The sequence below is a fragment of the Aquincola sp. J276 genome (genome assembly GCF_024700035.1).
Lineage (GTDB): Bacteria > Pseudomonadota > Gammaproteobacteria > Burkholderiales > Burkholderiaceae_C > Aquincola > Aquincola tertiaricarbonis.
The window spans coordinates 1,202,279-1,227,617 of record NZ_JAJONC010000001.1; the positions used below are offsets into that span (position 1 = coordinate 1,202,279).

The 25,339-nt window shown below is 68.9% G+C and carries 24 protein-coding genes and 1 pseudogene; 3 read left to right on the plus strand and 22 right to left on the minus strand.

All coding sequences use genetic code 11. The features are described 5' to 3' along the window. Positions 1–55: 55 nt before the first annotated feature. The 6 genes from rplI to ppsA all read right to left on the minus strand — a co-directional run bounded on the left by rplI (position 56) and on the right by ppsA (position 6,186). Positions 56–508 carry a 50S ribosomal protein L9 gene (gene rplI / locus LRS14_RS05615; protein ID WP_046111431.1) on the minus strand — a complete coding sequence of 151 codons (453 nt, stop codon included), beginning with the start codon at positions 506–508 and terminating at the stop codon, positions 56–58. 10 nt (positions 509–518) lie between these two features. Next, positions 519–809, minus strand: coding sequence for a 30S ribosomal protein S18 (gene rpsR, locus LRS14_RS05620; RefSeq protein WP_046111432.1), 291 nt, complete (start codon positions 807–809; stop codon positions 519–521). Positions 810–855: 46 nt separating this feature from the next. Then, on the minus strand, positions 856–1,137 hold the full coding sequence (gene priB, locus LRS14_RS05625; RefSeq protein WP_046111433.1) for a primosomal replication protein N: 282 nt from the start codon (positions 1,135–1,137) through the stop codon (positions 856–858). Positions 1,138–1,168: 31 nt separating this feature from the next. Further along, on the minus strand, positions 1,169–1,534 hold the full coding sequence (gene rpsF / locus LRS14_RS05630) for a 30S ribosomal protein S6 (protein ID WP_046111434.1): 366 nt from the start codon (positions 1,532–1,534) through the stop codon (positions 1,169–1,171). Between the two features lie 145 nt (positions 1,535–1,679). Beyond that, positions 1,680–3,695, minus strand: coding sequence for a VC_2705 family sodium/solute symporter (locus tag LRS14_RS05635; RefSeq protein ID WP_257798915.1), 2,016 nt, complete (start codon positions 3,693–3,695; stop codon positions 1,680–1,682). An 82-nt stretch (positions 3,696–3,777) separates the two neighbouring features. Continuing rightward, positions 3,778–6,186, minus strand: coding sequence for a phosphoenolpyruvate synthase (gene ppsA / locus LRS14_RS05640; protein ID WP_257798916.1), 2,409 nt, complete (start codon positions 6,184–6,186; stop codon positions 3,778–3,780). A gap of 235 nt (positions 6,187–6,421) precedes the next feature. Between ppsA and LRS14_RS05645 the strand changes: the two genes are divergently transcribed. Then, on the plus strand, positions 6,422–7,246 hold the full coding sequence (locus LRS14_RS05645; RefSeq protein ID WP_046111437.1) for a pyruvate, water dikinase regulatory protein: 825 nt from the start codon (positions 6,422–6,424) through the stop codon (positions 7,244–7,246). Here the strand turns inward: LRS14_RS05645 and LRS14_RS05650 are convergent. The 16 genes from LRS14_RS05650 to rpsB all read right to left on the minus strand — a co-directional run bounded on the left by LRS14_RS05650 (position 7,240) and on the right by rpsB (position 22,155). After that, positions 7,240–8,019, minus strand: a complete 780-nt coding sequence (locus LRS14_RS05650) for an RNA methyltransferase (protein WP_257798917.1) — start codon at positions 8,017–8,019, stop codon at positions 7,240–7,242. The two genes, LRS14_RS05645 and LRS14_RS05650, sit on opposite strands and share 7 nt — an antisense overlap. After that, entirely contained in the window at positions 8,016–8,672 is a 657-nt protein-coding gene (rnhB, locus tag LRS14_RS05655) for a ribonuclease HII (protein WP_046111439.1), read from the minus strand. The genes LRS14_RS05650 and rnhB overlap by 4 nt, the downstream gene beginning before the upstream one ends. Then, positions 8,644–9,762 carry a lipid-A-disaccharide synthase gene (gene lpxB / locus LRS14_RS05660; RefSeq protein ID WP_257800420.1) on the minus strand — a complete coding sequence of 373 codons (1,119 nt, stop codon included), beginning with the start codon at positions 9,760–9,762 and terminating at the stop codon, positions 8,644–8,646. Before lpxB ends, rnhB begins: the two co-directional genes overlap by 29 nt. A 35-nt stretch (positions 9,763–9,797) precedes the next feature. Next, complete coding sequence (lpxA, locus tag LRS14_RS05665) at positions 9,798–10,586, minus strand: acyl-ACP--UDP-N-acetylglucosamine O-acyltransferase (RefSeq protein ID WP_257798918.1); 789 nt, start codon at positions 10,584–10,586, stop codon at positions 9,798–9,800. Then, complete coding sequence (gene fabZ / locus LRS14_RS05670) at positions 10,583–11,023, minus strand: 3-hydroxyacyl-ACP dehydratase FabZ (RefSeq protein ID WP_046111441.1); 441 nt, start codon at positions 11,021–11,023, stop codon at positions 10,583–10,585. Before fabZ ends, lpxA begins: the two co-directional genes overlap by 4 nt. 2 nt (positions 11,024–11,025) lie before the next feature. Then, positions 11,026–12,060: a UDP-3-O-(3-hydroxymyristoyl)glucosamine N-acyltransferase gene (gene lpxD / locus LRS14_RS05675; RefSeq protein WP_404977577.1), complete on the minus strand. Its 1,035-nt coding sequence runs from the start codon at positions 12,058–12,060 to the stop codon at positions 11,026–11,028. Between the two features lie 34 nt (positions 12,061–12,094). After that, the gene (locus LRS14_RS05680; protein ID WP_198156859.1) at positions 12,095–12,607 is read right to left on the minus strand and encodes an OmpH family outer membrane protein; all 513 of its coding nucleotides are present in this window, start codon (positions 12,605–12,607) and stop codon (positions 12,095–12,097) included. Further along, positions 12,607–14,910 carry an outer membrane protein assembly factor BamA gene (bamA, locus tag LRS14_RS05685; RefSeq protein WP_052736070.1) on the minus strand — a complete coding sequence of 768 codons (2,304 nt, stop codon included), beginning with the start codon at positions 14,908–14,910 and terminating at the stop codon, positions 12,607–12,609. The genes LRS14_RS05680 and bamA overlap by 1 nt, the downstream gene beginning before the upstream one ends. Positions 14,911–14,923: 13 nt before the next feature. Further along, on the minus strand, positions 14,924–16,291 hold the full coding sequence (gene rseP / locus LRS14_RS05690; protein ID WP_257798920.1) for an RIP metalloprotease RseP: 1,368 nt from the start codon (positions 16,289–16,291) through the stop codon (positions 14,924–14,926). Next, a complete protein-coding gene (gene ispC, locus LRS14_RS05695; RefSeq protein WP_257798921.1) occupies positions 16,288–17,478 on the minus strand; it encodes a 1-deoxy-D-xylulose-5-phosphate reductoisomerase in 1,191 nt (396 codons plus the stop codon). The genes rseP and ispC overlap by 4 nt, the downstream gene beginning before the upstream one ends. 13 nt (positions 17,479–17,491) lie before the next feature. Beyond that, a complete protein-coding gene (locus LRS14_RS05700; RefSeq protein WP_257798922.1) occupies positions 17,492–18,313 on the minus strand; it encodes a phosphatidate cytidylyltransferase in 822 nt (273 codons plus the stop codon). A gap of 15 nt (positions 18,314–18,328) precedes the next feature. Continuing rightward, complete coding sequence (gene uppS, locus LRS14_RS05705) at positions 18,329–19,063, minus strand: polyprenyl diphosphate synthase (RefSeq protein ID WP_083440336.1); 735 nt, start codon at positions 19,061–19,063, stop codon at positions 18,329–18,331. Continuing rightward, positions 19,060–19,620: a ribosome recycling factor gene (gene frr / locus LRS14_RS05710; RefSeq protein WP_046111445.1), complete on the minus strand. Its 561-nt coding sequence runs from the start codon at positions 19,618–19,620 to the stop codon at positions 19,060–19,062. Before frr ends, uppS begins: the two co-directional genes overlap by 4 nt. Before the next feature lie 9 nt (positions 19,621–19,629). Then, the gene (gene pyrH, locus LRS14_RS05715) at positions 19,630–20,340 is read right to left on the minus strand and encodes a UMP kinase (RefSeq protein ID WP_046111446.1); all 711 of its coding nucleotides are present in this window, start codon (positions 20,338–20,340) and stop codon (positions 19,630–19,632) included. Positions 20,341–20,417: 77 nt separating this feature from the next. Next, positions 20,418–21,308 carry a translation elongation factor Ts gene (gene tsf / locus LRS14_RS05720; RefSeq protein WP_257798923.1) on the minus strand — a complete coding sequence of 297 codons (891 nt, stop codon included), beginning with the start codon at positions 21,306–21,308 and terminating at the stop codon, positions 20,418–20,420. A gap of 100 nt (positions 21,309–21,408) precedes the next feature. Continuing rightward, complete coding sequence (gene rpsB, locus LRS14_RS05725; protein ID WP_046111448.1) at positions 21,409–22,155, minus strand: 30S ribosomal protein S2; 747 nt, start codon at positions 22,153–22,155, stop codon at positions 21,409–21,411. A gap of 343 nt (positions 22,156–22,498) precedes the next feature. Between rpsB and LRS14_RS05730 the strand changes: the two genes are divergently transcribed. Both LRS14_RS05730 and LRS14_RS05735 read left to right on the plus strand, forming a co-directional pair. Continuing rightward, a complete protein-coding gene (locus tag LRS14_RS05730) occupies positions 22,499–23,785 on the plus strand; it encodes a D-amino acid dehydrogenase (RefSeq protein WP_257798924.1) in 1,287 nt (428 codons plus the stop codon). A 17-nt stretch (positions 23,786–23,802) separates the two neighbouring features. Next, positions 23,803–25,321 (plus strand): annotated as a pseudogene (locus LRS14_RS05735) (NAD(P)H-hydrate dehydratase). Positions 25,322–25,339 lie beyond the last annotated feature (18 nt).

Here is a 25,339-nt window from a genome sequence, read left to right on the forward strand (position 1 = left end):
AGAAAAAGGGCCGGCGATCAGCCGGCCCTCTTGCAGCGACGGTGCGCCGAGGCGATCAGTCGGTTTCGCCGACCACCACGATGGTGACTTCCGACACCACGTCGGTGTGCGGAGCGACCGCCACCGTGAACTCGCCGATGGTCTTCAGCGGGCCGTTGGGCAGGCGCACTTGCGACTTGGCGATGTCGAAGCCTTCCTTCTTCAGCGCGTCGGCGATGTCGGCATTCGTGACCGAGCCGAACAGACGGCCATCGACACCGGCCTTCTGCGCGATGCGGACCGACTTGCCGTTGAGCTTGTCGCCCAGGGCTTGAGCGGCCGACAGCTTTTCGGCGGCGGCCTTCTCGAGCTCGGCGCGGCGGGCTTCGAATTCCTTGATCGCGACGTCGGTCGCGCGGCGGGCGCGCTTGGTCGGGATCAGGAAGTTGCGGGCGTAGCCGTCCTTGACCTTGACGACATCACCGAGATTGCCCAGGTTGGCAACCTTGTCCAGCAGGATGATTTGCATGGCGGTTTCCTCAGGACTTGTGCTGGTCGGAGTACGGCAGCATGGCCAGGAAACGGGCGCGCTTGATGCACGTCGTCAGCTGGCGCTGGAAGAACGCACGCGTGCCGGTCAGGCGAGCGGGCGTGATCTTGCCGTTTTCACCGACGAAATCGCGCAGCGTGTCGATGTCCTTGTAGTCGATCGTCTCGACGCCGGCGACCGTGAAGCGGCAGAAGCGCTTGCGGCGGAACAGCAGCGATTGTTGGTTGCGCTTGGGCTTGCGATCTTTGGCCGAACGGCCTTTACCACGTGGCGGGGGCATAGTGACCTCGTTTGATTCTGGATCCGGGATTGAACAGGTGCGCTCGTCAGTCGAGTGCCGTGACATGGAACACGACGCCGCGGCCGTTGCGTGCTGCTGCGAGAAAGCCGGCGAAGGTGCGCGAGGCGCCCAGTTCCAGCTTGCTCAGCGGCTGCGTGATCTCCCCGATCGCCACCGAACGCATCTCGAGAGACACCTTGCGGGGGTGGCCGTTCTCGCTGACCTCGGACTCGTGCTGAAGCACCAGGTCCAGGGCCGGCAGACCGGCAGGGGTGTAGCGCAGCGCGGCACGCTCCAGCAATTGCGCTTGCAGAACCAGCCGGTTCATGCGAGCAACTGCCAGGCCGCGAACATCATGCTCAGGCGGCGCTCTCCTGCGCTTGCTGCTTGCGGGCTTCTTCGCGCTCGACCTGCTTCATGATGACGGACGGCGCGGTTTCGGCCTTGTCCATCGCCACGGTCAGGTGACGCAGCACGGCGTCGTTGAAGCGGAAGCCGGTTTCCAGCTCTTCCAGCGTTTCCTTGCTGCACTCGATGTTGAGGCAGAGGTAGTGGGCCTTGCTGAGCTTCTGGATCTGGTAGGCCAGTTGGCGGCGGCCCCAGTCCTCGACACGGTGCACCGTGCCGCCAGCATTCGTGATGCTGCCCTTGTAGCGCTCCAGCATGGCCGGAACCTGTTCGCTTTGATCCGGATGGATCAGCAGAACGATCTCGTAGTGACGCATGGATTCTCCTTGTGGATTCCGTGGTGGAAGCCGCGGCGCTGCATCGGTTCGCCTGCGGCAAGGCCGGGGTGCGCGCAGGCGCACACCCTGGATTGGGTTCTTCCCCGAACCCTGCAGGCCCGGAAAAGCCCGCGAGTATAGCAGTTCAGCCCGGGCTGGGGGAACGCAGGCGTTCGACCAGCGTCTGCTGATCGCGCGACGGTGCCGGACCGAGGTGGCTGGCCAGCACCATCACCAGGAAACCCACCGGCACGCCGAACACGCCGGCGGCCACCGGGTCGATGCCCCACCAGCGCCATGCGTCGGCGGCCGGCTGCAGGCCGACCAGGTTGCGGAACGCCGAAAGATTGGCGGCCATGTAGCCCATGCACACCAGCAGCCCGCTCAACATGCCGGCGGTGGCACCCCAGCGGGTGGCGCGCTTCCAGAAGATGCCCAGCACCAGCGCCGGGAAGAAGGCCGAGGCCGCCAGCGAGAAAGCCGCCGACACGAACTGCAGGATGTTGGCGATGCGCAGCGAGGCCACCCAGGCCGCGATCAACGCGATCACCAGCACCAGCATCTTCGACATCATCACCCGCCGGATGGCCGACGCCCGCGGGTTGATGGCGCGGTAGTAGATGTCGTGGGACAGGGCATTGGCGACCGTCAGCAGCAGGCCGTCCGCGGTGGACAGGGCCGCCGCCAGCCCGCCCGCAGCCACCAGGCAGGTGACCACGTAGGGCAGCCCGCCGATCTCCGGCGCGGCCAGCACGATGAGATCGCCGCTGAGCCGCAGCTCGGCCAGCTGCAGCAGGCCGTCGGCATTGATGTCCTCCACCCACACCAGGCCGGAATCCAGCTTGCTCCAGCGCCGTATCCAGGCCGGCAGTTCGTCGAACGGCGTGCCGACCAGGTGGCTGAGCACCTCGTACTTCACCAGCACCGCCAGCGCCGGCGCCGACAGGTACAGCAGCGTGATGAACAGCAGCGACCAACCCACCGAGTTGCGCGCCTGCGCCACGGAGGGCGTGGTGTAGTAGCGCGTGAGCACGTGCGGCATGGCGGCCGTGCCCATCATCAGGCACAGCACCAGGGCCACGAAGTTGCGGCGGCCGCTTTCGTCGGAGGAAGGCCCCGGCTGCGACGGCGCGAACGGCTCGGCCTGCGGCGCCATGCCGCCCAGCGGCAGCGCCTGCTGCGCGGCGCGGTCGCGCTCGCGCTCGTAGGCTGCGCGCGCGTCGGCCTCGTTGCGCGGGGCCAGTGCCAGCTGCCGCTCGGCCTGCTGGATGCGGCGCAGCGGCGCGTCTTCCGCACGCAGCGCCTGGATGCGTTCAGCCTGTCGCTGCGCATCCTCCTTCATGGCCGCAGGCACGTCGGCCAGCTTCTGCTGCGCGCTGATGGCCCGCCGCTCCAGCGCCGCCTGCGCCCGCTGCTCGGCCGCGTCGTTGCGCAGGTGTTCCTCCATGCGCGTCACCTGCTGCAGCTGCTGCGAATAGGTGATCTGCGGCAGCCAGCTGCCGCTCTGCTTGACCGACAGCCAGGTCAGCGGCAGCAGGAAGGCAATCAGCAGCACGATGTACTGCGCCACCTGCGTCCAGGTGACCGCGCGCATGCCGCCCAGGAAGGAGCACACCAGCACGCCGCCCAGGCCGACGAAGATGCCCACCTCGAAGCTGAAGCCGGTGAGGTGCGAGGTGATCAGGCCGACGCCGTAGATCTGCACCACCACGTAGACGAAGCTCACCAGCAGCACCGCCGCCACCGCGATGAAGCGCGGCAGCCCGCCGTAGCGCTCGCCGATGAAGTCGGGGATGGTGAACTGGCCGAAGCGACGCAGGTACGGCGCCAGCAGCAGCGCCACCAGGCAGAAGCCGCCGGTCCAGCCCAGCAGGTAGGCGAGGCCGCCGAAGCCCTGCAGGTACAGCACGCCCGCCATGCCGAGGAAGGAGGCCGCGCTCATCCAGTCGGCGGCGGTGGCCATGCCGTTGTAGAAGGCCGGCACGCGCCGGCCGGCCACGTAGTACTCGGCCTCGTCGGTGGTGCGGCACGACAGCCCGATGGTGGCGTAAACCGCCACCGTGGCCACCAGGAACATGGTGCCGATCCACGCCCGCGAGAAGCCCCCGTGCTCGGCCCAGGCCAGCAGCGCCACGAACAGCAGCACGCCCAGCGCGAACATCCCGTAGCGCCGGTGCAGGCGCCGTTCGAAGGCGCCTGCGCTGCTGCCGCGGGCGGTGGTCAGACGCGCTCCCGCCCGCAGGCTACTTGGCGGCGCCCAGCCGCTGCCAGGTCTCGATCACCGTGTCGGGGTTCAGCGAGATCGACACGATGCCTTCCTGCGCCAGCCAGTCGGCGAAGTCCGGATGGTCGCTGGGCCCCTGGCCGCAGATGCCGACGTACTTGCCGGTGGCGCGGCAGGCGGCGATGGCGCGCGAGATCATGGCCTTGACGGCCGGATCCCGCTCGTCGAAGTCGCCGGCCAGCTGCTCCAGGCCGGAGTCGCGGTCCAGGCCCAGCGTCAGCTGCGTCAGGTCGTTCGAGCCGATGGACATGCCGTCGAAGTACTCGAGGAACTGCTCGGCCAGGATGGCGTTGCTCGGCACCTCGCACATCATGATCAGGCGCAGGCCGTCCTGGCCGCGCTTGAGGCCGTGCTCGGCCAGCATCTCGTTGACCTTGCGCGCCTGGGTCAGCGTGCGCACGAAGGGCACCATGATCTCGACGTTGGTCAGGCCCATGTCGTTGCGCACGCGCTTGAGCGCCTCGCACTCCATCGCGAAGGCGTCGCTGAAGTCGCCGCTGATGTAGCGCGACGCACCGCGGAAGCCCAGCATCGGGTTCTCTTCGTCGGGCTCGTAGCGCGAGCCGCCGATCAGCTTGCGGTACTCGTTGCTCTTGAAGTCCGACAGCCGCACGATCACCGTCTTGGGCCAGAAGGCGCCGGCGATGGTGGCGATGCCCTCCACCAGCTTGTCGACGTAGAAGGCGCGCGGGCTGGCATGGCCCCGGGCCACCGATTCCACCGCCTTCTTCAGGTCGGCGTCGATGTTGGGGTAGTCGAGGATGGCCTTCGGGTGCACCCCGATGTTGTTGTTGATGATGAATTCCAGCCGCGCCAGGCCCACGCCCGAATTCGGCATCTGGGCGAAGTTGAAGGCCAGCTGCGGGTTGCCCACGTTCATCATGATCTTGATGGGGCAGTACGGCAGGTCGACCGGCTCGACGTCGGACACGTCGGTGTCCAGCAGGCCGTCGTAGATGTAGCCGGTGTCGCCCTCGGAGCAGGCCACCGTCACCAGCGCGCCGTCGGCCAGCTTGTCGGTGGCATCGCCGCAGCCCACCACGGCCGGGATGCCCAGTTCACGCGCGATGATGGCCGCGTGGCAGGTGCGGCCGCCGCGGTTGGTGACGATGGCGCTGGCGCGCTTCATCACCGGCTCCCAGTTGGGGTCGGTCATGTCGGTGACCAGCACGTCGCCGGGCTGCACGCGTTCCATCTCGGTGATGGAGCTGACCAGCCGCACCGGGCCGGTACCGATCTTCTGGCCGATGGCGCGGCCTTCGGCCAGCACCGTGTTCTTGCTGGTGTCGCCGCGCAGCTTGTAGCGCTGCTCGACCTTGCCTTCGGCCTGGCTCATGACCGTCTCAGGGCGGGCCTGCAGGATGTAGAGCTTGCCGTCGCCGCCGTCCTTGCCCCACTCGATGTCCATCGGGCGGCCGTAGTGCTCCTCGATGATGAGGGCGTACCTGGCCAGCTCGGTCACGTCGGCATCGTTCAGCGAATAACGGTTGCGCTGCTCGGGCGGCGTGTCCTCGGTCTTCACCAGCTTGCCGGAGGCGGCCTTTTCCTCGGGCGAGGCGAAGGTCATCTTGATGAGCTTGGAGCCCAGGTTGCGGCGGATGACGGCCAGCTTGCCGGCCTTGAGCGCCGGCTTGTGCACGTAGAACTCGTCGGGGTTGACGGCGCCCTGCACCACCGTCTCGCCCAGGCCGTAGCTGGAGGTGATGAAGACCACGTCCTTGAAGCCCGACTCGGTGTCGATGGTGAACATCACGCCGGCCGCGCCCAGGTCGGAACGCACCATGCGCTGCACGCCGGCCGACAGCGCCACGTCGGCATGGGCGAAGCCCTTGTGCACGCGGTAGCTGATGGCGCGGTCGTTGTAGAGCGAGGCGAACACCTCCTTCATCTTCGACATGACCTCGGGCAGGCCGACGACGTTGAGGAAGGTTTCCTGCTGGCCGGCGAACGAGGCGTCGGGCAGGTCTTCGGCGGTGGCCGAAGAGCGCACCGCGAACGAGGCGCCCGGGTTGCCGGCGGTCAGCTTCTCGAACTCGGCCGCGATGGCCTGCTCCAGGTCGGCCGGGAACGGCGTCTCTTCCACCCAGCGGCGGATCTCGGCGCCGGCTTCGGCCAGCGCGCGCACGTCGTCGGTGTCCAGCGCCGCCAGGCGGGCGTTGATCTTCTTGTCCAGCCCGCCGTGCGACAGGAACTGGCGGAACGCGTGCGCCGTGGTGGCGAAGCCGCCGGGCACGCGCACGCCGGTGCTGGCGAGCTGGCTGATCATTTCGCCGAGGCTGGCGTTCTTGCCGCCGACCACCTCGACATCGGTCATTCTCAGTTGTTCGAACGGCGCGACCAGGGCGGTCGCCAGGTTGGGTTGGGACATGGGAAAACTCCGTGATGACAAGAAACCGGTGCTTCCGCTCGGCCGAGGACGCGCGCCACCCGGCCAGCCGTGCTGGTTGTTCGGGTTATGGGGCGGGGGCAGCGCATGGGCGTCGTGGCGTGGGAAGGAATTGGCGCCGATTCTAGTTTCGAAGCCGCACCGGAAGCGGGCCTTCGTGAAGTCCTTCGCGGCCTATGATCCATGTCCCCTTCCCTGCTGCCACAGCGCCCTGGCCATGCCCAATCGCTCCGTGTTTTTTGTGTCCGACGGTACCGGCATCACCGCCGAGACCTTCGGCAACTCGATCCTGGCGCAGTTCACGGCCAAGCCCCGGCGTGTGCGCCGCCCCTTCATCGACACGGAAGAGAAGGCCCGCCAGGTGGTGCTGGAGATCAACGAGGTGGCCGAGCGTGAGGGCAAGCCGCCCATCGTGTTCATCACGCTGGTCAACGAGGTGATCCGTGACGTGGTGACCGCGCCGGACTGCCGCGGCATGGTGTTCGACATGTTCCGCACCTTCGTCGAGCCGCTGGAGCACGAGTTCGGCATGAAGTCGAACCACCGGGTGGGGCGCTTCTCCGACGCGGCCAAGAGCCAGGAATACGACGACCGCATCGAGGCGATCAATTTCTCGCTGGCGCACGACGACGGGCAGTCGTCGCGCAACCTGGAGCTGGCCGACGTGATCCTGGTGGGCGTGAGCCGCAGCGGCAAGACGCCCACGTCGCTGTATCTGGCGATGCAGCACGGCATCAAGGCGGCCAACTATCCGCTGATCCCCGAGGACTTCGAGCGCAACAAGCTGCCCTCGGCGCTGGCGCCTTTCAAGGCCAAGTGCTTCGGCCTGTCGATCGATCCGGAGCGGCTGGCGCAGATCCGCAACGAGCGGCGGCCCGGCAGCAAGTACGCGGCGCTGGAGAACTGCCGCTACGAGGTGAACGAGGCCGAAGCGATGATGAAGCGCGAGGGCATCGGCTGGCTGAGCTCCACGCACAAGTCGATCGAGGAGATCGCCACCACGATCCTGCGGGACATCCGCCCCGACCGCCTGATCTACTGAAGCCGCCGCCTCGCCGATTCGTACAGGCACACGGCCGCCGCGGCGGCCACGTTCAGCGATTCCTCGCCGCCCGGCTGCGGAATGCGCACCGCCAGCGCGCAGCGCGCCATCAAGTCCGGCGCCACGCCGCGGCCTTCATGGCCCATCACCCAGGCGCAGGGCCAGGGCAGCTCGGCCTGGTGCAGCACGGCTTCGGTGTGCGAGCTGGTGGCCACCAGCGGCAGCTGCAGCGCCGCCAATGCATCCTCGTCCGCGCCCTCCACCAGCCGCAGCCCGAAATGCGCGCCCATGCCGGCCCGCAGCACCTTGGGCGACCACAGGGCCGCCGTGCCCCTGAGCGCCACCACCTGCTCAAAGCCGAGCGCCGCCGCGCTGCGCAGGATGCTGCCGACGTTGCCGGCATCCTGCAGCCGGTCCAGCACCACCGAGGGCGCGCCCGGCTGGATGGCGGGCGAGGCCGGCGCCGCGACGACGAAGCCGATGGCGGCCGGCGACTCCAACGTGCTCAGCGACTTGAACAGCGCATCCGGCAGCAGGCTCACCTTGTCCGCCCAGCCGGCCAGGTCGCGCAGGCTGGGCTCGCGGGCCCAGGCACTTTCGCTGACCAGTGCCTGCTGGGCACGGCCGCCGCGCGACTGCAGCGCACGCGCCAGATGGTCGCCCTCCAGCCACAGCAGGCCCAGCTTGCGATAGCCGGCCGGGTCCTGCGCCAGCTTGCGCAGCTTGACCAGCAGCGGGTTGTCGCGCGAAGTGATCAGCGCCGGTTCGTTCATCGCGGCGTCGGCGGCATCGGCAGCACGCCCACCGGCGTCAGCACCTCGCGCACCGGCGCGAAGCTGCGGCGGTGCGCCTCGCAGGCGCCGTGGGTGCGCAGCGCATGCAGGTGGTCGGGCGTGCTGTAGCCCTTGTGCTCGTCGAAGCCGTAGAGCGGAAAGCGCTCGTGCAGCGCCCTGCAGCCGCGGTCGCGCGTGACCTTCGCGATGATCGACGCCGCCGAGATCGACTGCACCGTGGCGTCGCCGCCGATGATGGCCTCGGCATGCACCCGCAGCACCGGCAGCCGGTTGCCGTCCACCAGCACCTTGCCCGGCAGCAGCCGCAGGCCGTCGACCGCCCGGCGCATCGCCAGCATCGTGGCCTGCAGGATGTTGATCTGGTCGATCTCCTCCACCGTCGCCTCGCCCACGCTGCAGCACAGCGCGCGGGCGCGGATCTCCTCGTACAGCTCCTCCCGGCGGCGGGCGGTCAGCACCTTGGAATCGGCCAGGCCCTTGATCGGCCGCAGATCGTCCAGGATGACCGCTGCGGCCACCACCGGGCCGGCGAGCGGGCCGCGGCCGGCTTCGTCCACGCCGGCGACCAGGAGCCCGGGCACGTCCCAGGACAGGCCCAGCTGCTCAGCTTTCGAGGATTTGCGCGATGGCATCGGTGGCGGTGCGGCCGGTGTCCCGCCGCAACAGATGGTGGAGTTCTTCGAAGCGGCCGGTGACCGCCGCCATGCGGGCCGGCGCGTCCAGCCAGGCCAGCACATCGGCCGCCAGTGTCGCCGGTTGCGCAGCTTCCTGGATGCGCTCGGGCACCACGAAGTCGCGGCACAGGATGTTGGGCAGGCCCACCCAGGGCTGGTAGGCCATGCGCTTCATGATCTGCCAGCTGATCGCGTTCATGCGGTAGGCGATGACCATCGGCCGCTTGAACAGCGCCGCCTCCAGCGTGGCGGTACCGCTGGCGATCAGCGTGACGTCGCACGCGGCCAGGGCCTCGTGCGACTGGCCGTCGAGCAACGTGAGCGGCGCCTCAGGCGCGTGCTGGCGCTGCAGCGGCTCGACCAGCTCGCGCAGGCCCGGCACCACCGGCAGCACGAAGCGCAGGTCGGGCCGCTGGCGGGCCAGCAGGGCCACGGTCTGCAGGAAGACGGGCGCGATCATCTCGATCTCGGAGCGGCGGCTGCCGGGCAGCACCGCCACCACCGGCGCATGGTCGGCCAGGCCTAGCGCGGCGCGCGCGGCCGCCCGCGGTGCCCGCAGCGCAATGGCATCGGCCAGCGGATGGCCGACGTAGGTGGCAGGCACGCCATGCGCGTGCAACAGCTCCGGCTCGAACGGGAACAGGCACAGCACATGGTCGGTGCTGGCCGCGATCTTCTTCACCCGCCCGCCGCGCCAGGCCCAGATCGAGGGGCACACGAAATGGATGGCCTTGATGCCTGCGGTCCTGAGCCGAGCTTCCAGGCCCAGGTTGAAATCGGGTGCATCGATGCCGATGAAGGCGTCGGGCCGTTGCTGCAACAGGCGCTCGTTCAGCTCGTCGCGGATGCGCGAGATGCCGCGGTAGTGGCGCAGCACCTCCACATAACCGCGCACCGCCAGCTTCTCGTGCGGCCACCAGGCCTGGAAGCCGTGGGCCGCCATGCGCGGGCCGCCGATGCCGGCCGCCTGCATGGCCGGCCAGCGCTGCTTCATGCCGCCCATCAGCAGACCGGCCAGCAGGTCGCCGGACGTCTCGCCCGCCACCATGCCGAACCGCGGAGCCTGCGCCGCGGTATCCACGGTCAGCGCGCGATGCCGCGGGTGGCGGCCTGCAGGAAGTCCAGCATCATCGCCACGTCGCCGGCCGCGTCGGGTACGGTGGCGCTCAGGCCGGCGATCTCGGCGCGGGCCTCTTCCAGCGTCTGGCCCCTGCGGTACAGCGCCCGGTGCATCTGCTTGACGGCGTTCACCCGCTCGGCGTTGAAGCCGCGGCGCTTCAGCCCCACCGCATTGAAGCCGCGCACCGCCAGCGGATTGCCGTCCACCAGCATGTAGGGCGGCACGTCCTGCGTCACCGCGCTGGCAAAGCCGAGCATCGCGTAGGAGCCGATCTTCACGAACTGGTGGATGCCGGTCAGGCCGCCCACGGTCACGTAGTCGCCCACATGCACGTGGCCGGCGAAAGTGGCGTTGTTGGCCAGCGTGTTGTCGTTGCCCACCTGGCAGTCGTGGGCGATGTGCACGTAGGCCATCACCCAGTTGTCGTCGCCGATGCGGGTGACGCCCGCGTCCTGCGCGGAGCCGGTGTTGAAGGTGCAGAACTCGCGGATGGTGTTGCGGTCGCCGATGTGCAGTTCGGTGGGCTCACCCGCGTACTTCTTGTCCTGCGGCATGGCGCCCAGCGACACGAACTGGAAGATGCGGTTGTCGCGCCCGATCGTGGTGTGCCCTTCGATCACCGCATGCGGGCCCACCGTGGTGCCGGCGCCGATGCGCACATGCGGCCCGATGACCGCATACGGCCCCACGCTCACCGAAGGATCCAGCTCGGCCTTCGGGTCGACGATGGCGGTGGCGTGGATCGTGGTCATGCCACCTTGCGCATGGTGCACATCAGCTCGGCTTCCACGGCGGTTTCGCCGTCCACGCTGGCGCGGGTCTTGTACTTGTAGATGCCGGCCTTGGCGCGCTCGATGCTGGCTTCCAGCGTCAGCTGGTCGCCGGGCTCGACCACGCGCTTGAAGCGCGCACCGTCGATGCCCACGAAATACACCACCATGTCGTCGGTCAACTCCGCGTCCATCGACTCGAAGCTGAGCAGCGCGGCAGCCTGGGCCAGCGCTTCGAGCATCAGCACGCCGGGCATCACCGGCCGGTTGGGGAAGTGGCCCATGAAGAACGGCTCGTTGATGGTGACATTCTTGATGGCACGGATGCGCTTGCCCTTTTCGAGTTCCAGCACCCGGTCGACCAGCAGGATCGGGTAGCGGTGGGGCAGCTTCTTCAGGATCTGGTGGATGTCCATCATCGTCAAACGTTCTTCTTTTCGAGCGCCCGCACGCGGTCGCGCAAGGTATGCAGGTGACGCAGCGTGGCGGCGTTCTTCTCCCACGCGGCATTGTCATCGAAGGGAAACACGCCGCTGTACTGGCCTGGCTTGAGGATGGAGCGGGTGACCACCGTGGCCGCCGACACGTGCACGCCGTCGGCCAGCTGCAGGTGGCCCAGGATGATCGCGCCACCGCCCACGGTGCAGCCGGCACCGATGCGCGCGCTGCCGGCCACGCCCACGCAGCCGGCCATTGCGGTGTGGCGGCCGACGTGCACGTTGTGGCCGATCTGGATCAGGTTGTCGAGCTTGACCCCGTCTTCCAGCACCGTGTCGTCCAGCGCCCCGCGGTCGATGCAGGTGTTGGCACCGATCTCCACGTCGTCGCCGATGCGCACCGCGCCCAGCTGCTCGATCTTCTCCCAGCGGCCCTCGGTCGGCGCGAAGCCGAAGCCGTCGGCGCCGATCACCACGCCGCTGTGGAGGATGCAGCGGTCGCCCACCGAGCAGCCATCCCCCACCACCACGCGCGGCGCGATGCGGGTGTGCGCGCCGATGCGCACATCGCGGCCGATCACCGTCTGCGCACCGATCACTGCGCCCTCGCCCACCACCGCGCCAGGGCCGATGCACACCATGGGGCCGACGTGGGCCGTGGCATGCACCTGCGCCGCGGCGTCGACCACCGCGCTGGCATGCACGCCGGCGGCTTCGCGCGGGCGCGTCAGCTCGGCCCAGAGCTGCGTCAGCCGGGCGAAATACAAGTAGGGGTCGGGCGTGACGATGACGGCGCCACCGGCCGGCCGCGCCCTCGCCTCGTCGGCCTGCGCCGGCGCGACGATCACGCAGCCGGCCGAGGTGTCGGCCAGCTGCGAGCGGTAGCGGGGATTGGACAGGAAGCTCACCGTCGTGGCGGTGGCCCCTGACAGCGGGCCGATGCGATCGAAGCGCATCGCCAGATCGCCGGTGACGTCGCCCCCCAGGCGGGCGGTGATGTCAGCGAGCGTGAGCGAGATCGTCATGCCAGCCAGCCCGGGCGCTGGCCGCGCATCACTTGCCGGCGTTCAGCGCGTCGATCACCTTCTTGGTGATGTCGACACGCGGGCCGGCAAAGACCACTTCCTGCAGGATGAGGTCGTACTTCTCGCTGTCGAAGATCTGCTTGATCACCTTGTTGGCGCGTTCCACCACCAGGGCCAGCTCTTCGTTCTTGCGGTTGTTGAGGTCTTCCTGGAACTCGCGGCGCTTGCGCTGGAAGTCCCGGTCCTGCTCCACCAGCTCGCGCTGGCGGCGGGTGCGCTCGGCCTCGCTCAGCGTGGGGGCTTCCTTGTCCAGCTTGTCGGAAGCGGCCTTGAGCCGGTTGGCCACCTCGGCCAGGTCCTTCTCGCGCTTGCCGAACTCGGCTTCCAGCTTGCTCTGCGCGGCCTTGGCGGGCGTGGCCTCGCGCAGCACGCGCTCGCTGTTGACGTAGCCGATCTTCAACTCCTGGGCCTGCGCGACCGAGCACGTCGCCCACAGCGACGCGGTTGCCACCGCGGCCGCCAACGTCTTCACCTTGTTCATCAAAACGCTGTCCCGATCTGGAATTGGAATTTCTGGATTCTATCGTTGCGTTCCTTGCGGATCGGCGCACCGAAGCTGAGCTTCAGCGGGCCCACCGGCGAGATCCACGACAGGCCGATACCGGCCGAGGCACGCAGCGTTCCGGCGTCCAGCGACTCATGTTCGCCCCACACGTTGCCCACGTCGGTGAAGCCGAAGATGCGCAAGGTCTTGTCGTTGCCGGCGCCCGGCACCGGCACGTACAGCTCGGCATTGAAGTTGATGCGGCGGTTGCCGCCGATGTAGGTGCCGGTCACGTCCACCGGGCCCAGCGAGCTCTGGTCGAACACCCGCACCGAGCCCAGGCCGCCGCCATAGAAGTTCTTGAAGATGGGATACGGTCGGCCGCCGATGCCCTTGCCCCAGCCCAGTTCGCCGTTGAGGCCCAGCGTGAACTGCGGGCCCAGCGGGATGTACTGCTGGTACTGCGCATTAGCACGCACGTAGCGGGCATCGCCCAGCGCCGACAGCTCGACGTTCACGCGCTTGTAGCTGCCGGTGGTGGGCACCAGCGCGCTGTCACGCTGGTCGCGGGCCCAGCCCAGCGTCAGCGGCACGGTCAGGCTGCGTTCGCCGAACTGCTCGCGGTAGATCAGGTAACTGTTGGGCAGCGCGCCCGGGCCCTTGATCTGCGTGCTTTCCACGCCGATGCCGAAGAACACCGTGTCGTACTCGGAGAACGGCACGCCGAAGCGGATGGACGCGCCCGGCGTGGACAGCTCGTAGTCCACGCCCTGGCTGTTCAGCGGCTTGCTGGTGCGGTAGTACACGTCGAAGGCCCGCGAGATGCCATCCATCGTGAAGTACGGGTCCACCGTGGACAACACGATGTTGCGGTTGTACTTGCTGGTGTTGACCTCGATGCCCAGGTAGTTGCCCGAGCCGAAGACGTTTTCCTGCTTGATCGAGCCGGTCAGCGCCAGCTTGTCGGCGCTGGAGAAGCCGGCGCCCAGCATCAGGTTGCCGGTGGGCTTCTCCACCACGTTGATCGTCAGGTCCACCTGGTCGGCGGTGCCCGCCACCTCGTTGGTCTCGACGTTCACTTCCTTGAAGTAGCCCAGGCGGTCCACGCGGTCGCGCGAGAGCTTGATCTTCTGGCCGTCGTACCAGGCCGACTCGAACTGGCGGAACTCGCGGCGCACCACTTCGTCGCGCGTGCGGGTATTGCCGGCCACGTTCACGCGGCGCACGTACACGCGGCGCTGCGGTTCCGCATTCAGCACCACCACCACCTGGCCGGTGGCGCGGTCGATCTCGGGGCGCTGCTCCACCCGGGCGAACGCATAGCCGAACAGGCCGAAGCGCTCGGTGAACAGGCGCGTGGTCTGGGCCACGTCTTCCGCGCGGTACGACTCGCCCGGCTTGATGCGCACCAGGTCCCTGAACTCCTGGTCGCGGCCCAGGTAGTCGCCCTCCAGCCGCACCGCGGTGACGGTGTAGCGCTGGCCTTCGCGCACGGAGATGGTGATGGAGATGTCCTGCTTGTCCGGCGAGATCGTGACCTGCGTGGACTCGACGACGAACTCCAGGTAGCCGCGGTTGGTGTAGTACGCGCGCAGGGCTTCCAGGTCGGCGTTGAGCTTGGTGCGCGAATAGCGGTCGCTCTTGGTGTACCAGGTCAGCCAGCCGCCGGTGCTCTGCTCGAACAGGCCCAGCAGCGTGCTCTCCGAGAATGCCTTGGCGCCGACGATGCGGATTTCCTTGATCTTGGCGGCTTCACCTTCAGTCATGGTGAAGGTGACATCCACGCGGTTGCGCTCCAGCGGGGTGATGGTGGTCACCACCTCGGCGCCGTACAGGCTGCGGGTGAGGTACTGGCGCTTGATCTCCTGCTCGGCACGGTCGATCACCGCGCGGTCAAAGGGCAGGCCTTCGCCGATGCCGGCGTCCTTCAGCGACTTGGTCAGCGTGTCCTTGTCGAACTCCTTCAAGCCGATGAAGTTGACCGAGGAGATCACCGCGCGCTCATCGGCGATGACCACGAGCACGTCGCCTTCCACCTCGATGCGCACATCCTTGAACAGGCCGGTGGCGAACAGCGCACGCAGGCCGGCCGCGCCCTTTTCGTCGGTGTAGGTATCGCCGATGCGAAACGGCAGCGCGGCGAAGACGGTGCCGGGGTCGGTGCGCTGCAGGCCTTCGATGCGGATGTCCCTCAGCGTGAAGGGTTCGACGGCCAGCGCCGGCAGCGCGGCCAGGCCGCAGGCCAGGGCCACGCAGGCAGCCACCGGCCGCAGCGGGCTCGGGCAAAAGAATGAATGCATCGGGGGAAACGCTTCAGTGCAGGCCCAGGAGGCGGGCCACATCGTTGGAAAGGGCGAGGGACATCAGCAGCAGCATGATGAAGGCGCCGCCACGTTGCAGCCACTTGAGCCACAACTCGGAGACCGGGCGCCCGGTCAGACCCTCGAAAAGATAATACATGAGGTGCCCGCCATCGAGCATGGGCAGCGGCAGCAGGTTAAGCACCCCCAGGCTCACGCTCACCAGCGCCAGGAAGGCGAGGTAGTCGGGCAGGCCGCGCTGCACCGACTGGCCGGCATAGTCGGCGATGGTCAGCGGGCCGGAGAGGTTCTTCAGCGATGCCTCGCCGACCAGCATGCGGCCCATCATCTTCAGCGTGAGGACCGAGACCTCCCAGGTGCGCGCCGCGCCATTCACCAGGCCTTCGACCGGCCCACGCTGCACGTTGACCATCTGCGGCGGCTGGCCCACGAAGGCGTCGATGCGACCGATGGCGGTGCTGCCTTCGGTGGCCACGCGCGGCTCCACCGTCAGCTCCAGGTTGCGGCCCTGGCGTTCCACCGTCCACGACTGTGGCACCGACGCGCCTTGGCGCACGCCCTGGCGGATGCGCTCGCGCAGCGCCTGGGCATCGCCGATGGGTTGGCCGTCCACGCGCAGCACGCGGTCACCTTCCATCAATCCGGCACGTGCCGCCGGGCCGGCCGGCTTCACCTCGCCCAGCACCGGCTCGCTGTACGGTGCGCCGATGCCGATCTGTCGCACCATCGCCGCGTCCATGTCCTGGCCTGCCACGCGGTCCAGTTCCAGCACCACGGTGCGGCTGCGGTGGCCACCGGGCTCACCCACCAGCATGTGCAGCCGCTCGCCCTGCACCGCGGCCTGGGTGACACGCCAGCGCAGGTCGGTGAGCGAGGCCACGTCCTGCCAGTCCTGGCCGTCGCTGGACAGCGCCGTCACCTCGTCACCGGCCCGCAGGCCGGCGCGCTCGGCCAGGCTGCCCGCCACCGGCGCGGACAGGATGGCGCGCGGCTCATCCACGCCGATCCACTGCGCGGCCGCATACAGCACCACCGCCAGCAGCAGGTTGGCCGCCGGACCGGCCGCGACGATGGCCGCGCGCTGGCCCAGCGACTTGCGGTTGAAGGCCTGCGGACGCTCGTCCGGCGCCACCGGGCCCTCGCGTTCGTCCAGCATGCGCACATAGCCGCCCAGCGGCAGCGCGCTGAGCACGAACTCGGTGCTGTCCGGCGTGGCCTGGCGGCGCCACAGCACGCGGCCGAAGCCCACCGAGAAGCGCAGCACCTTCACGCCGCAGGCGCGTGCCACGCGGTAGTGGCCGTATTCGTGGATGACGATGAGCACGCCCAGCGTCAGCAGGAAGGCCAGCACGGTGGTCATGAGGCCACCCCGCGCACCAGCTGCCGTGCATGGGCACGCGCCGCCTCGTCCAGCGCCAGCAGGTCGTCCAGCGCGGGCTGCGCCGGCAAGGCCGGCTGCACCGCCTCCACCGTCGCGGCATTGATGCGGTGGATGTCCATGTACCCGGTACGGCCGGCGAGGAAGGCCTCCACGGCCACCTCGTTGGCGGCATTCAGCACCGTGGTGCTGCCCTCGGCCGCGCGCAGGGCGTCCCAGGCCAGGTACAGGCCGGGGAAGCGCTGCCGGTCCGCCGGGGAGAAGCTGAGCGACGACAGCGTGAGGAAGTCGAGCTGCGACGCGCCGGACTCGATGCGCTCCGGAAAGGCCAGGCCATACGCGATCGGCACCCGCATGTCGGGCGTGCCCAGCTGCGCCAGCACCGAGGCATCGCGGCACACCACCATCGAATGGATGATGCTCTGCGGATGGATCACCACGTGGATCTGCTCGGGCGCGAGGTCGAACAGCCAGCGCGCCTCGATCACCTCCAGCGCCTTGTTCATCATCGTTGCCGAATCGACCGAGATCTTGCGCCCCATCACCCAGTTGGGATGGGCGCAGGCCTGGTCGGGCGTGATGTCGGCCAGCGTGGCCGGATCGCGGTCGCGGAACGGCCCGCCCGAGGCGGTGAGCACGATGTGGTCGATGCGCTGGGCCCAGGCGCTGCGGTCTTCCGGCAGGCACTGGAAGATGGCCGAGTGCTCGCTGTCGATCGGCAGCAGCGTGGCACCGCCCTGCTTGACCGCCTGCATGAACAGCGCGCCGCCGACCACCAGCGCCTCCTTGTTGGCCAGCAGCAGCCGCTTGCCGGCGCGGGCCGCGGCCAGGCACGGCGGCAGGCCGGCGGCGCCGACGATGGCGGCCATCACCGCATCCACCTCGGGGTGGCTGGCCAGGTCGCAGAGGGCCTGCTCGCCCTGCAGCACCTCGGTGGCGATGCCTTCGGCGCGCAGCTTGTCGCGGAGCTGCCCGGCCAGCGTGGCCGACGGCATGGCCGCATAACGCGGCCGCCAGCGCGCGCACTGGGCGGCCAGCTCGTCCACCTTGGCATGGGCGGTGAGCGCAAACACCTCGAAGCGCTCCGGGTGGCGGGCCATGACGTCCAGTGTGCTGGTGCCGACCGAGCCGGTGGAGCCGAGGATGGTGATGCGCTGGCGATGGGTCATGGGAACAGGAGGCTCAGAGAGTGGCCAACGCGATGGCGATGGGCAGCACCGGCAGCAGCGCGTCGATGCGATCGAGCACGCCGCCGTGGCCGGGCAGCAGCTGGCTGCTGTCCTTGGCGCCGGCGGCCCGCTTGACCAGGGATTCGAAGAGGTCGCCGGCCACGCTCATGCCGGCCAGCACCAGCAGGGCCAGCAGCGCCAGCGGCCAGCCCAGGCGGGCCGGCAGCAAGCTGTAGAGGCTGGGCGAAGCTGGCATGAAGTGCGCGTCGGCCAGCGACCACAGCACCGCCAGCAGCAGCACGCCGACCACGCCACCGTACACGCCCTCCCAGCTCTTGCCGGGGCTGATGGTGGGGGCCAGCTTGCGCCGGCCGAAGGCGCGGCCGCTGAAGTAGGCGGCGATGTCGGCCATCCACACCAGGCAGAAGACCGACAAGAGGAAGTTCAGGCCCAGCGCCTTGCCCTGCGTCATCGCCAGCCAGGCCACGCACAGCAGCGCCACGCCCAGCACCCAGCGCAGGGCGGCCGGCGTCTTTGGCCAGCCGGCTGGACCGGCCCGCAGCACCAGCGCCACGCCCACGATCCAGGCTACCGCCACCAGCGGCCAGGCGCCGAAGGCGGTGCCGGTCCACCAGGCCGCCCCGCAGATCAGCGCCACGGCCGCGCCCACGAGCACGGCACCGCCCGCCAGGCCGTTGAGCCGGCCCCATTCCCAGCCGGCCGCGGCAACCATCACCAGCGTGAGCAGGCCGAAGGGCCAGGGACTGGAGGCGAACAAGGCGGGCAGCAGCACTGCAAGCAGCACCACCGCCGTGATCACGCGCTGCTTGAGCATGGACTGCGACGACTTCTAGTTGCCGACGGCAAGGGACGCCGCCGGCGCGGGCTTGACGCCACCGAAGCGGCGATCGCGTTCGGCATAGGCGGAGATGGCGGCGTCGAGTTCGGCTTCACCGAAATCGGGCCACAGGCAATCGGAGAAATGCAGCTCCGAATAGGCGATCTGCCACAGCAGGAAGTTGCTGATGCGCACTTCGCCGCCGGTGCGGATGAACAGGTCCGGGTCGGGCGCAAAACCCATCGCCATGTACTGGCCGAGCTTGCGCTCGTCCAGCGCATCGGCCGGCACGCCGTCGCGGATGGCCTGTTGCGCGGCCTGCACCACGTCCCAGCGGCCCCCATAGTTGAAGGCCACGATCAGCGTGATGCGCTGGTTGTGGGCGGTGGTGGATTCCACCTGCTCCCAGGCCTGCCGCACCTTGTCCGACACCGCCGAGCGATCGCCCACGATGCGGATGCGCACGCCTTCGCGCGCCAGCTTGCCGAGGTACTTGGACACCGCCACCAGCACCAGGCCCATCAGCCCCGAGACCTCTTCGGTCGGGCGCTTCCAGTTCTCGGTGGAGAAGGCGAACACGGTGAGGTACTCGACGCCGCGGTCGGCGCAGGCCTGCACCGTGCGCACCAGCGCATCGACCCCCTGCTTGTGGCCGAAGAAACGCGGCATGAAGCGCTTCTTGGCCCATCGGCCGTTGCCATCCATCACGATGGCCACATGGCGCGGAACGGAGGCGCTCACGCTCAAACCGCCAGGATCTCGGCTTCCTTGGCCTGGGTCAGGCGGTCGATCTCGGCGATCGTGCGGTCGGTGAGCTTCTGCACGTCGTCCTGGGCGCGGCGCTCGTCGTCTTCGCTGATGGCCTTGTCCTTGACCAGCTTCTTCAGTTGGTCGTTGGCATCGCGGCGCAGGTTGCGCACGGCCACCTTGGAATCCTCGCTGGCGTGGCGCACGACCTTGGTCAGGTCCTTGCGGCGCTCTTCGGTCAGCGCGGGCATTGGCACGCGGATCAGGTCGCCCTGCGAAGCCGGGTTCAGGCCCAGGTCACTTTCACGGATGGCCTTCTCGATCTTCGGCCCCATGCCCTTTTCCCAGGGCTGCACGCTGATCGTGCGGGCATCGATCAGGGTGACGTTGGCCACCTGGCTGATGGGCACCTGCGAGCCGTAGTACTCCACCTGCACCTGGTCCAGGATGCCCGGGTGGGCGCGGCCGGTACGGATCTTCTGCAGCTCGGACTTGTAGGACTCGATGGACTTGGCCATCTTGCCTTCGGCGGTTTTCTTGATGTCGGCAACGGTCATGACAATTCCTCAGACGTGCACCAGCGTGCCCTCGTCCTCGCCGAGCACCACACGCTTGAGCGCACCGCTCTTGAAGATGGAGAACACCTTGATGGGCAGCTTCTGGTCGCGGCACAGCGCAAACGCGGTGGCGTCCATCACCTGCAGGTTCTTGGTAATCGCTTCGTCGAACGAGATGTTGGTGTAGCGCGTGGCCGTCGGATCCTTCTTCGGATCGGCGGTGTACACGCCATCGACCTTGGTGGCCTTCAGCACGATCTCGGCGCCGATCTCGGCACCGCGCAGCGCGGCGGCCGTGTCGGTGGTGAAGAACGGGTTGCCGGTGCCGGCCGCGAACACCACGACCTTGCCCTCTTCGAGGTACTGCAGCGCCTTCGGCCGCACATACGGCTCGACGACCTGCTCGATCGCGATGGCGCTCATCACGCGGGCGGTCATGCCTTCCTGGCGCATGGTGTCGGCCAGGGCCAGCGAGTTCATCACCGTGGCCAGCATGCCCATGTAGTCAGCGGTGGCGCGGTCCATGCCCACCGAACCGCCGGCCACGCCGCGGAAGATGTTGCCGCCGCCGATCACCACCGCCACTTCGCAGCCCATCTGGGTGACTTCGTGCACTTCGCGCACCATGCGGACCATGGTCGCGCGGTTGATGCCGAACTGGTCGTCGCCCATCAGGGCTTCGCCGGAGAGTTTGATCAGGATGCGCTTGTACGCCGGCATTCGGCTCCCCCGTGAGCGATGTTCAACTTGTTCTAGTTTAAGGGGCCGCGTTTGCGGCCCCTTTGCTTTGCAGACGGTTACTGGCCCTTGGCCGCCGCCACCTGCGCAGCCACTTCGGCCGCGAAGTCGTCCTGCTTCTTCTCGATGCCCTCGCCCACCACGTAGAGCGTGAAGCCCTTGACCGTGGTGTTGGCGGCCTTGAGCATCGCGGCCACGGTCTGCTTGTCGTTCTTGACGAAGGTCTGGTCCAGCAGCGAGACCTCCTTCAGGAACTTGGCGACCGAGCCCTCGACCATCTTGGCGACGATCTCGGCCGGCTTGCCCGATTCAGCGGCCTTCTCGGCGGCGATCTTGCGTTCCTTCTCGACCAGCTCGGCCGACACTTCGGACGACGACAGCGCGGCCGGCTTCATCGCGGCCACGTGCATCGCCACGTCCTTGGCGGCCACGTCGTCGCCGTCGAACTCGACCATCACGCCGATGCGCGTGCCGTGCAGGTAGCTGGCCAGCTTGCCGCCGTCGGCATAGCGCTTGAAGCGGCGGATCGACATGTTCTCGCCGATCTTGCCGATCAGGCCCTTGCGCACGTCTTCCAGCGTCGGGCCGAAGGTGTCCTGCTCGTACGGCAGGGCCGACAGCGCGGCGACGTCGGCCGGGTTGTGCTCGGCCACCAGCTTGGCGGCGGCCTGCACGAAGGCCAGGAACGAGTCGTTCTTCGAGACGAAGTCGGTCTCGCAGTTGACTTCGATCAGGGCGCCGGTGGTGCCGTTCACGGCCGCGGCGACCACGCCTTCGGCGGTCACGCGCGAGGCGGCCTTGCCGGCCTTGTTGCCCAGCTTGACGCGCAGGATCTCTTCGGCGCGGCCGAGGTCGCCTTCGGCTTCCGTCAGCGCCTTCTTGCATTCCATCATCGGCGCATCGGTCTTGGCGCGCAGCTCGGCGACCATGCTTGCGGTGATTGCGGGCATCTCAAATTCTCCGTTGAGTGAAAAAGGGGCTCAGCGGCCCCTTTCGAACAATGTCGGCTTGAACGGCACCGGGGGCACCGTCGCAGTCCTTGGGCGCGGATCAGGCGTCTTCGCTGACCTCGACGAACTCGTCGTCGCCGGCCGTCACGGCCTGCACCAGTTCGTTCGTGGCGTTGGCCTTGCCTTCCAGCACGGCGTCGGCCACCGCACGGGCGTACAGCGCCACGGCCTTGGCCGAGTCGTCGTTGCCGGGGATGACGTAGTCGATGCCCACCGGCGAGTGGTTGGTGTCGACGATGCCGATGATGGGAATGCCCAGCTTCTTGGCTTCGGCGATGGCGATCTTGTGGTAGCCGACGTCGATGACGAACATCGCGTCAGGCAGCGCGGTCAGGTCGCCGATGCCGCCGATGTCCTTTTCCAGCTTCGCGATCTCGCGCTGGAACATCAGGGCTTCCTTCTTGATGGCGGGCTGGGTGCCGGCCTCGACCTGGGCCTGCATGTCCTTCAGCTTCTTCAGCGAGCCCTTGACCGTCTTGAAGTTGGTCAGCATGCCGCCGAGCCAGCGCTGGTCGACGTAAGGCATGCCGGCGCGTTGCGCTTCTTCGGCGATCACCTCGCGAGCCTGGCGCTTGGTGCCGATCATCAGGATCGTGCCGCGCTTGGCCGCCAGCTGGCGGACGAACTTCATCGCCTCTTCGAAGAGCGGCTGCGTCTTCTCGAGGTTGATGATGTGGATCTTGTTGCGATGGCCGTAGATGTACGGGGCCATCTTGGGGTTCCAGAAGCGCGTTTGGTGGCCAAAGTGGACACCGGCTTCCAGCATTTCACGCATCGTGACGGACATGGAGACTCCGAAGGTTGGGTCTAGAATCCGGCGTGAATCGAAACAGGAACTGCAAGGGCTTTTCCCCTCGCGTCACGCTCCTTGGAGCGCCTGTCCCGACACCTTTCAGCAGCCGGATTCGCGATTGATTTACCGACAAGCACGCCGCCAGGATGGCAGTGGCCGGGTAAACCAAAGGATTCTAGCACGCGCCCAGGCGCCATCCTCCTTCTCCGCCACCGGCGCATCGCCGGCCGGCCCTTCCAGCATGCCCCAACGGCCCTCTTCTCCGGCGCGCCAACGCGCCGGCTCCTCCGTGTCCCACTGCTTCCGCGGCGCATTCAGCGCGGCGGGCCCGCGCTGAATGCGCGTCGCCGTGATTGGCGCCGGCATCGTCGGCGTGACCACCGCCTACGAGCTGGCCGCGGACGGCCACGAGGTGGAGGTGTTCGAGCGCCGCGGCACCGTGGCCGAGGAAACCAGCTTTGCCAATGCCGGAGTGCTCGCCCCAGGCTATGTCACCCCCTGGGCCGCGCCCGGCATGCCCGCCAAGGTGCTGCGCCATCTGCTGAGCCGGCATGCGCCGGTGCGCTTCGGCGGCATGCCCGGCCCTGCGCTGATGGGCTGGCTGTGGCGCTGGTGGCGCGCCTGCCATCCGGACACCTACGGTCCCAACCGACGGGCCATGCATGCGCTGGCGCATTACAGCCGCGAGCGCCTGGCCGACCTGCAGCACACGCTGCACCTGGAATATGAACAGGCGCAGGGCCTGCTGGTGCTGCTGCGCACGCCGCGCGACGTGGCCGGCGCCCGAGGCTCGCTCAAGCTGCTGGCGGAGCTGGGCGTGGACTTCCACCTGGTGGACGCCGCGCGATGCCGGCAGATCGAACCCGGCCTGGACGCGGCCACGCCGCTGCATGCCGGCGTGCATCTGGCACAGGACGGCGTGGGCAACTGCCGCCAGTTCGCGATGCTGATGCGCGCGGAAGCCCAGCGGTTGGGCGCACGCTTCCGCTTCCACCACACCGTGCGCGGCATCGACGCCGGCAGCCGCACGCCGGTGCTGCGCTTCGCCGAGCATGCACAGCAGGACATGCCCGGCCCCGAGCAGACGCAGCCCTTCGACGCGGTGGTGCTGTGTGCGGCCATGGGCGCCCTGCCCTTGCTGGGCCGGCTGGGCGTGAAGCTGCCGATGCAGCCGGTGTACGGCTACTCGCTCACCGCACCGCTGCGCATCGTCGAGGGCCATCCCGATTTCGGACCCCGCGCGGCGCTGATGGACGAGAAGTACAAGATCGCCATCTCTCGCCTGGGCCAGCGCGTGCGGGTGGCTGGCAGCGCGGAGCTGGGCGGCGCGCCGGGGCAATGGTCGAAGGCGCCGATGGACACCTTGTACAAGGTGCTGCACGACTGGTTCCCGGGTGCCACCCACCTGGCGCAGGCGCAGCGCTGGAAGGGCGCACGACCCATGCTGCCCGATGGCCCGCCAGTGCTCGGCGCCAGCGGCCAGGCCGGCGTGTGGCTGAACCTGGGCCATGGCTCCAGCGGCTGGGCACTGTCCTGCGGATCGGCCCGTGCGCTGGCCGACCAGCTGGCAGGCCGCACGCCGGCCATCGACACCACGCGCCTGGCGCTGGAACGCCTGCGCTGACATTCCCAGGAGCTGCCATGGCGCGGACGACTGAACCGGTGCTGCCCCTGGATCAGCCGCGGCCGCTCCACGGCATCGCGGCGGCACGGCAGATCGAGTCGGCCGCCGCCGCGGTGCTGCCGCCCCACACCCTGATGCAACGTGCCGGACTGGCAGTGGCGCGGCTGGCCCAGGCGCTGGCACCGCATGCGCGCCGCGTGTGCGTGCTGGCCGGCCCAGGCAACAACGGCGGCGACGGCCTGGAAGCGGCGCTGCACCCTGCTGCGCAGCGGCCGGCAGGTGCAGGTGCTGCTGAGGGCGGACGCCGCCGCCCTGCCCGATGACGCCGCCCGATCGCTGCAGCGTGCATGCCAGGCCGGTGCCCGCATCGAGACCGCGCTGCCCGAGCGCCTCGAAGCCGACCTGCTGATCGACGCCTTGCTTGGCCTCGGTGCGCGCCGCGCACCGGAAGGCGCCGTCGCCGCCGCCATCGGCCGCACGGCCCTGCACCGCGGTCCGCTGCTGGCGGTGGACCTGCCCTCCGGGTTGCATGCCGAGACCGGTGCCCCGCTGGGCGAGACGGTGGTGCGCGCCACCGACACCTTGTCGCTGCTGGCGCTGAAGCCGGGCCTGTTCACCGGCCAGGGCCGGGAGCTGTGCGGCCGCCTGTGGCATGACGACATCGGCGTCGACGAGCCGCAGCGCGCACTGCAGGCGCCGCTCGCACGGCTGGCGCCCACGCTGGCCGGCGCCGGGTCGCTGCTGCGACGCCAGCATGCGCAACACAAGGGCAGCTTCGGTGACGTGGTGGTGATCGGCGGGGCGCCGGGCATGGCAGGCGCCGCACGGCTGGCCGGCCGGGCGGCGCTGGCAGCAGGCGCCGGCCGCATCTACCTGAGCCTGCTGGATCCGGAGGCGGCAGGCGATGACGGCCGACCCGAGCTGATGCACCGGCCGGCCGCATGGTCCGACACCGCCGGCCTGCTGACGGCCGCCACCGTGGTGTGCGGTTGTGGCGGCGGCCAGGCCGTGGCGGCGCTGCTGCCGCCGGTGCTCGAACATGTGCCGCGGCTGGTGCTGGACGCCGACGCGCTGAACGCCATTGCCGCCGACGCCACGCTGCAGCAGGCCTTGGCTGCCCGCGCGCGCCGCGGCCAGCACACGGTGCTGACGCCGCATCCGCTGGAGGCCGCACGCCTGCTGGGCTGCAGCGCCGCCCAGGTGCAGGCGGACCGGCTGAATGCCGCGCTGCAGATCGCCGCGCGGCTGCAGGTGGTGGTGGTCCTGAAAGGGTCCGGCACAGTGCTGGCGGCGCCGGCGCGGCTGCCGATGATCAATGCCACCGGCAACGCCCTGCTGGCCACCGCCGGTACCGGCGACGTGCTGGCCGGCTGGCTGGGCGGGCGCTGGGCGCCAACGCCCGGCGAGGATGGCTGGCTGCCCGCACTGGACAGCGTGCGCCTGCATGGTGCCGCCGCCGACGCGGCCGCTGCCGCCGGCCGGCGCGGCCCGCTGCGCGCGGCCGAGCTGGTGGAGGCGATGCTCGCCCTGGGCTGAGCATCGCTGCGCTGCCAG